9 protein-coding genes are annotated in these 13,366 nt (G+C 66.0%); 8 read left to right on the forward strand and 1 reads right to left on the reverse strand.

The genetic code is table 11. The features are described 5' to 3' along the window. Positions 1-59 precede the first annotated feature (59 nt). The 6 genes from BMY12_RS14335 to BMY12_RS14360 all read left to right on the forward strand — a co-directional run bounded on the left by BMY12_RS14335 (position 60) and on the right by BMY12_RS14360 (position 7,605). Positions 60-644, forward strand: a complete 585-nt coding sequence (locus BMY12_RS14335) for a hypothetical protein (protein WP_218140210.1) — start codon at positions 60-62, stop codon at positions 642-644. A gap of 47 nt (positions 645-691) precedes the next feature. Then, on the forward strand, positions 692-1,081 hold the full coding sequence (locus tag BMY12_RS14340; RefSeq protein WP_093287612.1) for a copper resistance CopC family protein: 390 nt from the start codon (positions 692-694) through the stop codon (positions 1,079-1,081). 5 nt (positions 1,082-1,086) lie between these two features. Next, positions 1,087-3,045: a CopD family protein gene (locus BMY12_RS14345; protein WP_093287616.1), complete on the forward strand. Its 1,959-nt coding sequence runs from the start codon at positions 1,087-1,089 to the stop codon at positions 3,043-3,045. Between the two features lie 61 nt (positions 3,046-3,106). Then, complete coding sequence (locus BMY12_RS14350; protein ID WP_093287619.1) at positions 3,107-3,568, forward strand: hypothetical protein; 462 nt, start codon at positions 3,107-3,109, stop codon at positions 3,566-3,568. 42 nt (positions 3,569-3,610) lie between these two features. Next, on the forward strand, positions 3,611-5,458 hold the full coding sequence (locus BMY12_RS14355) for a sigma-54-dependent Fis family transcriptional regulator (RefSeq protein WP_093287621.1): 1,848 nt from the start codon (positions 3,611-3,613) through the stop codon (positions 5,456-5,458). Positions 5,459-5,979: 521 nt separating this feature from the next. Continuing rightward, positions 5,980-7,605 carry a GMC family oxidoreductase N-terminal domain-containing protein gene (locus tag BMY12_RS14360; protein WP_093287819.1) on the forward strand — a complete coding sequence of 542 codons (1,626 nt, stop codon included), beginning with the start codon at positions 5,980-5,982 and terminating at the stop codon, positions 7,603-7,605. Positions 7,606-7,770: 165 nt separating this feature from the next. On the opposite strand, the gene BMY12_RS14365 is transcribed toward BMY12_RS14360, so the two are convergent. Next, positions 7,771-8,853: an AraC family transcriptional regulator gene (locus tag BMY12_RS14365; protein ID WP_093287624.1), complete on the reverse strand. Its 1,083-nt coding sequence runs from the start codon at positions 8,851-8,853 to the stop codon at positions 7,771-7,773. A 308-nt stretch (positions 8,854-9,161) separates the two neighbouring features. Here BMY12_RS14365 and BMY12_RS20915 point away from each other — a divergent pair, with 308 nt between their 5' ends. Beyond that, positions 9,162-10,580 carry a fatty acid desaturase gene (locus BMY12_RS20915; protein ID WP_366516809.1) on the forward strand — a complete coding sequence of 473 codons (1,419 nt, stop codon included), beginning with the start codon at positions 9,162-9,164 and terminating at the stop codon, positions 10,578-10,580. A 183-nt stretch (positions 10,581-10,763) separates the two neighbouring features. Continuing rightward, positions 10,764-13,337 carry a DUF1302 domain-containing protein gene (locus tag BMY12_RS14380; RefSeq protein ID WP_494546238.1) on the forward strand — a complete coding sequence of 858 codons (2,574 nt, stop codon included), beginning with the start codon at positions 10,764-10,766 and terminating at the stop codon, positions 13,335-13,337. Positions 13,338-13,366 lie beyond the last annotated feature (29 nt).

Here is a 13,366-nt window from a genome sequence, read left to right on the forward strand (position 1 = left end):
CCAACAAAAAAGAAAATCGGGATACGAGATGGCGGCTGTACCAAAGGAGGCGTGACGGCATGAACGGGTTTCGAAAGGCGCGCGACGTGGCCATCGGCATCGCGCTGGCGGTGGTGGCCGCGGCGACGGTGCCGGGCGCCGCATGGGCACATGGCGGTCTGTCCATGGACAAGGACATGTGCAAGCTGCGGATCGGCCCGTACTACATGCACTTCACCGGTTATCAGGTGCGCTCGGGCAGTCCGAACAACGAGTTCTGCGAGGACATTCCCGCCACCGGCAACACCATCATCGTGATGGATGCGATCGATCAGGAGCTGCGCGGCCTGCCGCTGAAAGTGCAGATCGTGAACGACGCCGGCGACGGCAAGGACGGCAGCACGGTGATCGAGCTGCCGGCCAAGGTCTATCCATCCGGCACGGTGCCGCTGGAGTTCGATTTCCAGAAGCCGGGGCGCTTCGTCGGTCTGGTCACGGCCGGCGACAAGCAGCAGTTCGTCTCGCGCTTTCCCTTCAGCGTGGCCGTGCCAAAGCCGCAGTATGGCTTTTACAGCATGATCGCCGTGGTCGTGCTGCTGTCTTCGGCGATGCTCTGGTTCTCGGCGCGTCGCCGCGCCAAGGCCGCACAGGCGCAGCTGGCGTAGTCGCGGCGGCAAGCATTCAAAGTCGATGCACAGGGGCGCGGTGAGTCATGAATACAGCGAAGTCCTGGCAGTTCGCAGCGGCCGGCGCCCTGGGCGTCGCGGCGATGATGATGACGGAGCTGGCCTCGGCGCACGCCGGACTGGTGAAGTCGGTTCCGGGCAGCCGGGCTTCGCTGAGCAGGGCGCCAGCCCAGCTGGAGCTCTGTTTCAATGAAGAGATCGAGCTGAAGTTTTCGACGGTGCAGCTTCTGGCGCCGGATGGTGCGGCGGTGCCTGTCGGCGCCAGCGGCTTCGGCAGCAGCAAGCGTTGCCTCGCGGCGAGTCTGCCGGCGCTGCATCAGGTCGGGGTCTATACGGTGAAGTACAAGGTGCTGTCGCAGGATGGGCACGTTGTCGAATACGGATACACCTTCACTCTGCGGCCGGCCGCCGAGTAAGCGCGATGGAGGTACTGGGCGCTCTGCTGCGAGCCGCGGAGCAAATGGCGCTCGCGCTGATCATGGGCGGAGCCGCGTTTCTCCTCTTCTGCCGCAGCCGCGCGCCGCACAGCCTGCCGGCGCCGCAGCGCCTGTTGTTGCCGTTCTGGCTGCTGCATCTGCTCTGCGCGGCGCTGGCCTTCCTGATGCGTGCGGCGCAGCTCGGCGATGGCGCCGGGCACGGGCTTGAGCTTACGCAGATGACGGCCTATGCCTGGGGTACGCATGTCGGGCGCGTGGCCATGCTCAAGCTGGCCGTGGCGAGCACGCTCGGGCTGCCGCTGGCCGTGGCCTCCCGCGCCGGGGAGGCGCGCCAGCAACGCATCGCCTTGCTGGCAGCGCTGCTGATCGCCGCCATCGTCACTGCACTGGGACCCCTGGCCGGCCATGCAGCGGCAGATGAGGCGCGGCGCTGGCTGCTGGCGCTGCACATGCTGCATCTGCTGGCGGTATCGCTGTGGATCGGCGGTCTGCCGTTCTGGATCGCCGAGGTGTTCCGGGTGCAGGCCGGCCGCGAAACGCTGGCGGGCTTGCGCATCACGCTGTCGAGATTCTCGCGCCTGGCGATGAGCTGCATGCTGCTGCTGGCGGCCTCCGGGCTCGCCGTGGCCTGGACTTATATCGACACGCAGGGCGATCTGTTCGGAACCCGCTACGGACGTCTGCTCTGCGCCAAGCTCTTGCTGCTGGGCGCTGTGCTGCTGATCGCCAACCGTCTGCGCAGAAAGTTTCTGCCGGCGCTGGCTGCGGGCAGCGCCCGCGTCAGGCTGCCCTGGGCCGCCAGATGGGCGAGCATCGAGCTGCTGCTGGCAACCACCATCGTGCTGCTGGCGGCGTTTCTCGCGCAATCCACGCCGGCCAATCACGAACCCGCCTGGTGGCCCTTCAGCCGCCGGGTCTCGCTGGCGGCGAGCTGGCTGGTGCCCGGCACGCCGCTGCTGGTGATGGCGGCACTGGCGATCACCGCCTTGTCGCTGCTGGCGCTGGCACTCTTGAGAGGCCAGCCACGCTGGCGCTGGCCGCTGCTGTTGCTGGCCGTGGCCGGCGGCGGCGCGGCGCTGTGGCAGCTTTCGGTGCCGGCCTATCCGGATACCTACCGGCGTTCGACGGTGCCGTATCTGACCGTCTCCATCGATGAGGGCATGCGTCATTTCAGCGAGCAGTGCACGCCTTGTCATGGCCCTGGCGGACTGGGTGACGGCGCGCTGGGCAAGACGCTGCCCAGGCGTCCCGCCAACCTCAGCGAGCCGCACACCGCGCTGCACACCTCCGGCGACATGTTCTGGTGGCTGACGCACGGCATTGCCGAGAGCGGCATGCCGGGTTTCGCCACGCGGCTCGATGAGCAGGCGCGCTGGGACACCATCAATTTTCTCCGCGCCTTCTCGCAGGGCTTCCAGTCCCGCGTGCTCGACACCTCGGTGCTGGCCGGCAGCCCCTGGCTGGGCGCGCCGAACTTCTATTTCGAGGACGGGTCCGGACGCGAGCGCGAACTCAAGGACTATCGCGAAAGCCGCAATGTGCTGCTGGTGTTTCCGCCGCGCGGCGAAGCGGCGCAGGCGCGCGCGCAGCAGCTGGCGGACTGGGCACCGCGCCTGCGCGCCGCCGGTCTGGAAATCCTGCTGGTCTCCACGCAGGCCGGGCCGCTGCAAGGTCTGCAGCTGCTGCGTGACGACGGCGGGGAGATCCGCCGCGCCTACGATCTGCTGTCCAGAACCATCCGCAACCGCGGCGATGGCCTGCAGCTCGGCATGCAGCGCGAGCACATGGAATTTCTGATCGACCGTTTCGGTTACATCCGCGCGCGCTGGATACCCGGTGAGTCGGCGGCCGGCTGGGAGAATCCCGCTGCGCTGCTGCCGCAAGTCCAGGCGCTGTACCGCGAGCCGCGCATCCTGCCGCCGCCGGACGACCATGTTCATTAAGGCCCGGTACCACCGCACACACGCGATGCGCCGGGCGAGACATTCAATCAGGAGGATTCACATGCGGCACTGGAAAACCGTGTTATCGCTCACCGCCTGCGCCATGTTGTCGGCGGGATCGGCCGTCGCGCAGGCCGAGCACGAGCACCATCATCACCACGACATGGCCGCCGCCGGCGCAGCCACGGCACCGGCCGCGGTGCCGCCGCTGGAGATCCAGATGCCGCGGGATGGCGATACCGTGGGGCAACAGGTCGCGGTGGTGCTGAAGACGCCGGCCGATCTCGATGGGATGACCATGAGCGCGGCCAAGATCGGCGTGCATCTGCACATCGAGATCGCGGGCATGGCGCTGATGCCCACACGCCAGCAGCTGATTGATCTGGGCAGCAACAATTACCTGTATCTGTTCGATCTGCCGGCCAAGCCAGGACGCAACACCATCCGCCTGTATTGGTCCGACGCCCAGCATCGCACGCTGGAGTCGACGGTGCGGTCGATCACGGTCACGGTCAAACCCTAAAGGCGCCTGGCGCGGCGCCGGGTCATTGCGGGAGAGCAGTCGATGACAGCCCATATCAGATCGGTGGCGGAACTGTCCCTGGCGCGGCGTGCGCTGGCCAGCGGCGCGGCTCTGCCGGAGGGGGTCTTGCGCGAGCCGCTGCGCCGTTCCTGGGAACGGGTGCGGGCCAGCGGCATGCGGCCCAGCGACGACATCCTGTTCAGTCACTGGGTGTCCGTGGGCGACGCCAGGCGCCTGAGCGAGGCGCACCGCGATCTGATCGAGCTGGCCACGCCGGACATGGAGCATCTGTGGCAATCGATCCGCTCGCCGCACTGGGTGGTGCTGCTCACCAATGCGCAGGGCGTCATCGTGCACTCGATCGGCGAAAGCTGTCTGGCCGCGCGCGAGCTGTCGCCGCTGCGTTGCGGGCGGCGGCTGTGCGAGGCGGACATGGGCAGCACCGCGCCGGGCATCGCCAGCATCGAGGCCGAGGCGGTGGCGGTGGACGGCGAAGAGCATTTTCTCGATGAGCTGCAGAACTTCTTCTGCGCGGCGGCGCCCATCTTCGACACCAGCGGACAGCTGATCGGGGTGCTGGATGTGACGGGCATTCATGCCTCGGGCGATATGCGGCGGCTGGACCGTGTGATCAATGCCGTGCAGTCCATCGAGTGTCGCGCCTATGAGCGAGCCAAGAGCGACATGATCATCCGGCTGCATGAAGATCCGCGCTTCATCGGCACGCCGGCGCAGGGCGTGATTCTGGCGCGCGAGGACGGCATCGTGACCTCCGCCAACCGTGCGGCGCAGGCGATGCTGGGCTTGAAGGGTGCGGTTCCCGACCAGCCGGTGCGCATCGACGAATGGCTGGACGTCTCCGCGCTCGGCCGCGAGCAGATGGCGCGGCGATCATCCTGGACCGCGCCGGTGTATTCGCATCACGGCGCGCGCCTGTTCGTGGACGTGCGGCGCGGCGCGCAGCCGAGGCGCAGCCCCGTGATGGCCGGCACTGCGCTGCGCGAGACGCGCGATGCGCGTCTGGTGGCGGCCTTCGAGAAGGCGGACCGCGTGTTCCCGCACGGCCTGCCGCTGCTGCTCACCGGCGAGACCGGCACGGGCAAGGAGTGGTTTGCCCAGCAGCTGCATCAGCGGCATCGCGCCGGCAAGCCTTTCGTGCCCGTCGACTGCTCGTCGCTGGCCGAAGGCATCGTGGAATCGGAACTGTTCGGGCATGTCGATGGTGCGTTCACCGGCAGCCGGCGCGGGGGTGCCAAGGGTCGCATCGAGCAGGCGCAAGGCGGAACCCTGTTCCTGGATGAGATCGGCGACATGCCGCTGCATCTGCAAAGCCGTCTGCTGCGGGTGCTGCAGGAGCGACGGCTGGTCCGCGTCGGCGGCGGCGGTGAGGTGGAACTCGATGTGCTGGTGATCGCCGCCACGCATCGCGATCTCGCGCGTCTGGTGACGGAAGGACGTTTTCGCGAAGATCTGTTCTTCCGGCTCAACGGCCTGCAGATCATGATGCCGCCGCTGCGCGAGCGGGAAGACATCGCCGCGCTGATCGACGAAGTGCTGGCCGCCTGCGCGCCGTCGGGACAGGCCGCGTGTCACATCGAGCCCGAGTTGCGCACGCGGCTCTGCGCCTTGCGCTGGCCGGGCAATGTGCGGCAGCTGCGCCACGTGCTGACGGTGGCGAGCTTGCTCGCCGGCGGCGGCCAGGAGATTCGCGAGGAGCATCTGCCGGCCGAGCTGCTGGGCGTCGCCGCGCCGCCGCCGCCGAGCAGCCTGGAGGAGCAGCAGCGACAGTCCATCCGTCGCGCACTGGAGATGCACGGCGGCAATGTCAGTGCGGCGGCCCGCGCACTCGGCGTGTCGCGCACCACCGTGTACAAGCACCTGCGACCCTGATCCCGGCGCCGGGCCTGCGATGTGCAGGCCCGGAGGGCGAAAGCCAATTGCCTCGGTTGGCAATCATTGTTGCCAATAACCGTAGTCCCGCCCTGCTCTGAAGGCCTTGCCCGCGCCAACAAGTGACCGGCATCCAGAAGAGGTCCTTGCTGCCGCAGCTCAGGACGGCCGGGTGTTGATCGCCTCGCCGGACGGCGGGCTTTTCCCAGGGAAAACGCCGAAAAAACGCGATGCGCGCGCGGGCGCGTCCGGCATTGCCGCGGATGCGCCAACGTCAATCCTGATGCCGGGATCGTGTCGGACGCTTGCTATCTGCTTGTAGTCATTGCGCTGCTTTCAAAAACGCAGACCCCACCTAGACTCGCCGCGTCGTCGTCAATCGCAAATATGCAAACGACGACAGCGGCAGCCTGCCGACTTCAATAAAGACGGGCTTCAAGCAGCAGCGAGGCGCATCGTGAGGATGCGGCCGGGTTGCCGTTCCCCCGCTCACAATATAAGGAGGAAGGTCAGTGTCATCGATCAAAGGTGTTACTCGACGTGATTTTCTTGGCGGCGCCGCCGCTGCGGCCGCCGCTGCGGCCTTGCCACGCGCCGCGCTGGCGCGCGTTCCGCTGACGCGTTCGAGCGAGCGCGTGGTGGTGATCGGTTCCGGCTTCGGCGGTGGTGTTTCCGCCTTGCGGCTGGCGCAGGCCGGCGTGCCGGTGCTGCTGCTGGAGCGCGGCCGCTGGTGGGCCACCGGGCCGAACGCGGAGACGTTTCCGCACGCGGGCTATCCGGACAAGCGCGTGCTGTTTTACGGCACCGATGGCCTGACGCTCGGGCCTTATGCCGGTCTGCTCGAACAGTGCAAGGGCGACAACCTCACCGCGATGGTGGCGGCCGGTGTCGGTGGCGGCTCGCTGGTGTATCAGGGCATGACGCTGCAGCCCACGCAGGAGCTGTTCAACGCCTGGTTCCCCAGCGGCATCGACTACGCGCAGATGAACGCCACCTACTATCCGCGCGTGGCGCAGATGCTGCAGGTGCAGACCGCGCCGGATGCCCTGATCAACAGCGCCACTTACGCGCCGGCACGTCTGTTCGCCTCCGGCGTGCTGGCGGCGGGTTATGCGCTGTCGAAGATTCCGATGCCCATCGACTGGAATTACGCGCTGGCGGAACTGCGCGGTGAAATGAATCCGTCGTACACCAATGGCGATTGCGCGCTGGGCGTGAACAACGGCGGCAAGAATTCGGTGGACGTCACCTACATCAAGCAGGCGGTGGCCACCGGCAAGGTCACGGTCGCGGCGCTGCACAATGTCACCAGCATCGCGCGCGCCAGCGACGGTTCCTGGCTGGTGTATGCCGACCGCACCGATGAAACCGGCACGCTGCTGGAGCAGAAGATCATCAGCACCAAGGCGCTGATTCTTTCCGCCGGCACCATGAATTCCACGCGCCTGCTGATGGGCGCGGCGCGCGACGGCACCATCAGCGATTTGCCGGACGGTCTGGGCAAGGGCTTCGGCACCAATGGCGATCAGATCTACACCTGGGAGAGCACCAACAAGGATCTGGTGGTGCCGCAGGGCGGCCCGGTGATTTACGGCAGCAAGGAGTGGAACGATCCCACGCAGCTGGCCAATACCGTGATTCAGGCCTCGCTGCCGCCGCCGGCCAAGGATGTCGATGGCTCGCCGCTGCTCCAGCGCGTGCTCGGCGGTGTCGGCGGTCTGCTCAACACCCTGAGCGGGCACGGCGCCAATGCCACCACGCTGGTGGGCTACGGCATCAGCGCGGGACGCGGGCAGTTCGTCTACAACACGCTGCGCAAGAAGTTTGAAATCCAGTGGCCGGCCGACGGCGATGCCGCCATCGCCAAGCGCATCAACGAACGCCTCACCGCGATCACCGGTGGCGAAGGCAAGCTCTACATCGACAGCACCACCAAGAACACCACCTGGCATCCGCTGGGCGGCGCCTGCCTGGACGTGGTCTGCGATCTGGAAGGCCGCGTGAAGGGACAGACGGGTCTGTATGTGCTGGACGGTGCGCTGATGCCCGGCACCACCTGCGCCTGCAATCCCTCGATGACCATCGCCGCGATCTGCGAACGCGCGCTGGACCGCATCGTGCAGAACGATGTCGGCAGCATCATCTGATGCAGCGGACCTCGCCATAGTGGCTTGAATGCTTCGGCCCGCGCCGCCACGCGGGCCGAAGCGTTTGTTTCCCGGCGCTTGAGTTGGCGCGCCATCCCCGGATCGCAGATGCTGGCGCCGTGGCGCCCGTGTCCGCTTTGCGCCCGCGACCTGGGTGCGCAGCGCTCAGCGCGGCGAACGGCGCGTGCGTTCGGGCGCGGGCTTGCCGGCGGCGGCTTCGCTTTTGTTGAGCTGCGAGGCCTTGCGGAAATCGCTGGGACTGCAGCCGGCGAACTGGCGGAAGGCGCGTGTGAAATTGGACAGGTCGGTGTAGCCCAGCGAGTAGGCGATCTCGGTGACGCTGAGCAGACTGGTGCCCAGGCGCTCGCAGGCGATTTCGTATTGCGCCTGCGCGGCCAGCGCCCGGTAGTTGCTGCCTTCGCGTTGCAGATAGCGGTTGAGCGTGCGCGGCGAGAGATTGAGCAGGCGTGCCATTTCCACCAGCGAAGGACCGCCGTTGCCGACTTCGCGCAGCGTCATCGACACCCAGTCCGAATAACCTCTGGCACTGCGCGTCTGGTGCAGTTTCTCCTGGCAGCGCTGCTCGGCCACCTTGAGCGCGTTCTTGTCCTGCATCGGCAGCTTGAAGTCGCGCAGCTCCGAGGAAAACTGCAGGGTGATGCCGGGCTCGCTGCTCACGCCGAAAAAAGCGGTGACGTCGCGCAGCTTGTCGTAGCGCTCGACGTGCTTGGGGGCATTCATCGAGAACAACAGCCGCGTCGGCAGCGGGCGGCCCACCAGATCCGAGATGTCGCGCAGTGCCGCCATCGCGATGGCCTCCATGTGAAAGGACAGGCACTGATGGCTCATCGCGATGGCGGGCGTGAAGCGCAGCTCTTCGCCGCGCGGCTTGGACACGATGCTCAGGCGAAAGCTGGGCATCACCAGCGCGAAGTAGCGCGACACGAAGCGCAGCGCCTCATAGGCGGTGGGGCTGGCGAGCATGCCGAAGCCCACGAAACTGTGGGTGCTCAGGGTCAGCAGGCTGCCCAGATCGAAGCCCAGATCGCTGCGCCCGCTCAGCCGTTCGGCCAGGGCGATCAGGCGTTCGACCTGCGACAGGCGCAGGCTGCAGTCCGGCGCATCGAGGGCATCGGCCGGCAGCGACATCTGCTGCAGCAGGTCGCGAAATTCCACGCCATGGCGCAGCAGGATCTCGTCCAGGCGCCGGTAGTAGCGGGCGGGAACCAGCAGGTCTTGCATCGGCATCGCGGGTCGGGGCATCCGGAAAGTTCGACGCATTATGACAACATGATGGCGCAAATAGACAAGTTGTCAGAAGGAGACACTTCCAATATCCCAGTCATAAGAGGAAGGAACCTCATGGCGGTGGGCGCATTCGTCGCTGCCAGTCGCCGGCCCGAGATCGGGGCCGGCAGGTGCAGGAAGCAAACGCTCCCCCTCCTTTTTTACGGCTTTGCGTCGTCGTCTAAGCGGTACAAATAGGACATTCGCCCCGTAGTGGCGATGCCAACTAGAAGTTGCGGCATCTTTGATTGATGGGAGGAGGGCCCATTGTGACTACCACTCAGTGTGCTGGCGGCGCACTGCCGACCGCTGCTGGCTGGCGCGATGGCAAGCGCTGGTTGTGGCTGTTGAGCCCGGCTCTGCCGCTGGTGGGTCTGGGCCTACTGCTGGTGGCGTATGCCACCGGTGAAGCCGCGCTTTATTGGGCCTTCCCGTTCATCTTCTATGTGGTGGTGCCGGCGCTGGACTGGCTGATCGGTGCCGACCCGGTCAATGCCCCGGAAGCGGCGGTGCCGCAGCTGGTCGCCGACCGCTATTACCGCTACATCGTCTACGCCTACATCCCGAGCCAGTATCTGGTGACCATCGGCGGCGCCTGGCTGTGGGTGCATGGCGGGATGGTCTGGTGGCAGCTGCTGGGCCTGACCGTCAGCGTCGGCATGATCAATGGCATCGGCATCAATACCGCGCATGAGCTGGGCCACAAGACCGGCACGCTGGAGCGCTGGCTGGCCAAGCTCACGCTGGCGCCGGTGGCTTACGGCCATTTCTTCGTGGAGCACAACAAGGGCCACCACAAGAACGTCGCCACGCCGCACGATCCGGCCAGCGCCAGGATGGGCGAAACCTTCTGGGAGTTTCTGCCGCGCACCGTGATCGGCAGCCTGCGTTCGGCCTGGAACATCGAAAAGGTGCGCCTGGAGCGCAAGGGTCGCCGCGTCTGGTCGCTGCAGAACGAAAACCTGCAGGCCTGGAGCCTGAGCCTGCTGCTGTTCGTGGCGCTCGGCGCCTGCATCGGCTGGGCGGCCCTGCCCTTCCTGCTGATTCAGGCAGCCTACGGCGCCTCGTTGCTGGAAGTGGTGAATTACCTGGAGCATTACGGACTGCTGCGCGGCTTCGACGCCAAGAGCGGGCGCTACGAGCGCTGCCAGCCGCATCACTCCTGGAACAGCAATCACATCATCACCAACCTGGTGCTGTATCAGCTGCAGCGGCATTCCGATCATCACGCCAATCCCACGCGCCACTATCAGGCGCTGCGCCACTTCGACAACACGCCGCAGCTGCCCTCCGGTTATGCCGCCATGGTGCTGGTGGCGTATCTGCCGCCACTGTGGTTTGCGCTGATGGATCGGCGCGTGGTGGCGCATCACCAGGGCGATCTGCGCCGCGCCAATCTGCTGCCGCGCAAGCGCAAGCAGCTGCTGCGCCGCTGGATGGGCGAGAGCGTGCCGGCGCCGGCAGCAAAAGCCGCGGCGCCGAGCGAACGCGAAGCCGTGAGCGCAGCGCCGGTTGCGGCCGCTGCGCCGGCGCGCTTCCAGTGCCCGAACTGTGCCTATGCCTACGACCCCGTGCAGGGACATCGCGGCGACGGCATCGCCCCCGGCACCGCCTGGGAGCTGGTGCCGCGCGATTGGTCCTGCCCCGATTGCGCGGTGCGTGACAAGGTCGATTTTGTGAGGGTTTGAGGATGGTGCCGACGCCGCAGGGCCGTGCAAGGACGCACCGCCCCGTGAGCTCGGCGCGGCAACGGAGTGGATGAACAGCTGGAGCCCATGCCGACGGCGTGGGACGGTCGCAGCGCCGGCGCCATGACGGCCGGCCTGCGGCGAGTCCAGGATTATTCAAACAAGCGGAGGAGGGAGAAGAGCATGTTGAACAGGGACCGTCTCCGGTCGAGTGTGGTTGCGGCAATCAAGACATCTTTGACCATCGGGATGCTTGCGGCCCCCGGGCTGTCCGGTGCCGCCTCGTTCAATTTCAGCCTGTTTGATGAAACGGTGGAGGTGAACACCAACACCACGCTCATCAGCGGCGTCTCGGTGCGAACCGAGAAGCAGAACACCAGCGCGATCGGCAAGAACAATCTCAACCCCAACGTCTGCGGCCGCACGCCCGAAGGGCAGGTCTGGTACCAGACCTGCCAGGGCCTGTTCCGCGACCAGTCGTTCATGGCGCAGCATCTGAGCGATGCCCCGGGCCAGTTCAGCGACAACTTCGATCACGGCAATCTCAACTACAACAAATGGGACGTGACGCAGAGCGGTCTGCGCGTGAACCAGGACATCCAGCTGCAGTACAAGGGCTGGACGCTGTTCGCCAAGGCGATCGGTTACTACGATCCGGTGAACTACCGCTTCAAGGAATACCACCCCAACCTGATCACCCGCGACAACTATCAGCAGGTGGGTTATCTGTCCACGCCGGGCACCGAGATCATCCGCCTGGGCCAGAACCTTTCCGGTCTGGCACCGCTGATTTCGGCGCTGCCGCTGGGCAACAACGTGCTCACGCAGCTGCTGTCCAATCCGCTGGCCATTCCGGGTCTGGGCGTGCGCTCGGATTCCACGCCCTGTCCGGCCAGCCGCAATCCTTCCGGCCAGCCCTGCGGCATCGTCTACGGTCCGGGTGGCGTGGTGCGCAATGAGCGCAAGGATTCGGAAACCCTGCGCGAGATCGGTCTGGGCCTGCAGCTGCTGGATGTGAACCTGTCCGGCGACATTCCGCTCGGCGGTGATCGCGCGCTGCGCGTGCGCGCCGGCCGCCAGCAGGTGATCTGGGGCGAGGCCACGCTGGAGTTCTTCGACTCCATCAACGTGATGAACCCGCCGAACCTCAACAACTTCTTCCGTCTCGGCGGCAATGGTCTGGATGACTTCTATCAGCCCATCAACGCCATCAGCATGGGCACCACGCTGACCGACACCACGCAGGTCTCGGGTTGGTATGCGCTGGAATTCCAGCCCCTGGAGCTGCCTGCGGAAGGCGGCTTCTACTCGCCGGTGAACCTGGGCACCAAGGATGGCGGTCCGGACTACATCACCATCGGCTTTGCCAACACCACGCCGGACGCCGATGGCGTCGGCCGCTTGCTGGACAATCCGCTGACGCTGATCACCAACACCACCTCGCGCGCGCAGCGCCTGCGCGATGATCATCCCAACGCCACCACCGGCAACTACGGCGTGAAGCTGAGCTATCAGGCCGACTGGCTCAATGACGGCACCAACCTGAGCTTCTACTTCTCCAACTACACCTCGCGCACGCCGATGGTGAGCATGTGGTCGACGCCGGAGAGCTGCTCCAAGCACACCACCAACACGCTGTCCTTCCTGCTGACGGACTGCCCCGACATCCCCTTGCTGCACGGCATCGTCACGCCGAACGACCCGGCCGGTGCCACCGACACGGTGGTGTCGCTGGACGGCATCAAGGTGCGTCTGGAATATCCGCGCAACATCCAGATGTACGGCTTCAGCTTCAACACCAGCTTCGGCGACGTCTCGATGCAGGGTGAAGTGGCCTACCGTCCGCGTGATCCGCTGCAGGTGGACGTCGTGGATCTGGCCTTCGCGGCTCTGGGTCCTTCCTTCAACAGCTGCGACCAGCCGCCGGGTTGCACCGGCAGCACCACGGGCCTGGGCACCAATGCCAATGGCGGCATCAGCGTCTACGGCAGCAGCAACTTCCGCACGGCCAACGGCACCGGCGAGTTTCCCGACACCTTCGATCTGGCGGTCGGACAGCTGCCGGGTTCGGGACGCTCGTTCCCCAACTTCATCGTTCCCTACCGCGGCGGCGTGATCGGACAGAATCCGGCCAACAGCTACATCCGTGGCTGGGAATACTTCCAGACCCTGTCCTTCGATCTCGGCGCCACCTACGTCGAGGGCAACACCGACTTCACCCCGCGCATGCTGCACGCCGATCAGGTGATCTGGCTGTTCGAGGCCGGCGGTCGCGTGATCGCCGATCTGCCGGACCAGAACCGCTTGGCGCTGGCGGTGCCCGGCACCTACACCAGCCCGACCGCGGGCGCCGACGGCTCCGGCGCCGATGGTTCGCGCCAGGCCTGCTCCACCAACCTGGCCTGCAACTACGGTCCGGATGGTCTGCGCTTCAACCCGCATCAGGCGCCGCTGAACCTGTATCCGACGCGCTTCTCCGGCGGCGTGGGTTCGGTGATCCTGATCCGCTGGGACGACATCCTTCCCGACATCAGCATCGATCCGCAAATCATCATCAAGTACGACGCCTACGGTCATTCGCCCGGCTATCTCTCCAACTATGTGCAGGGGCGTCTGCTCTGGGATACCAATATCGAGGTTCGCTACAAGAGCCACATGAGCATGACGCTCGGCTATCAGATGTGGGCGGGCGGCGGCGACGCCAACCTGTTCCGTGATCGCGATGCGGCCAAGTTGTTCGTCAAGTATGCCTTCTGATGTCGGGCAATCTTTTTGTGTTGCGTAAT

The organism is Solimonas aquatica (genome assembly GCF_900111015.1).
Taxonomy (GTDB): Bacteria; Pseudomonadota; Gammaproteobacteria; order Nevskiales; family Nevskiaceae; genus Solimonas; species Solimonas aquatica.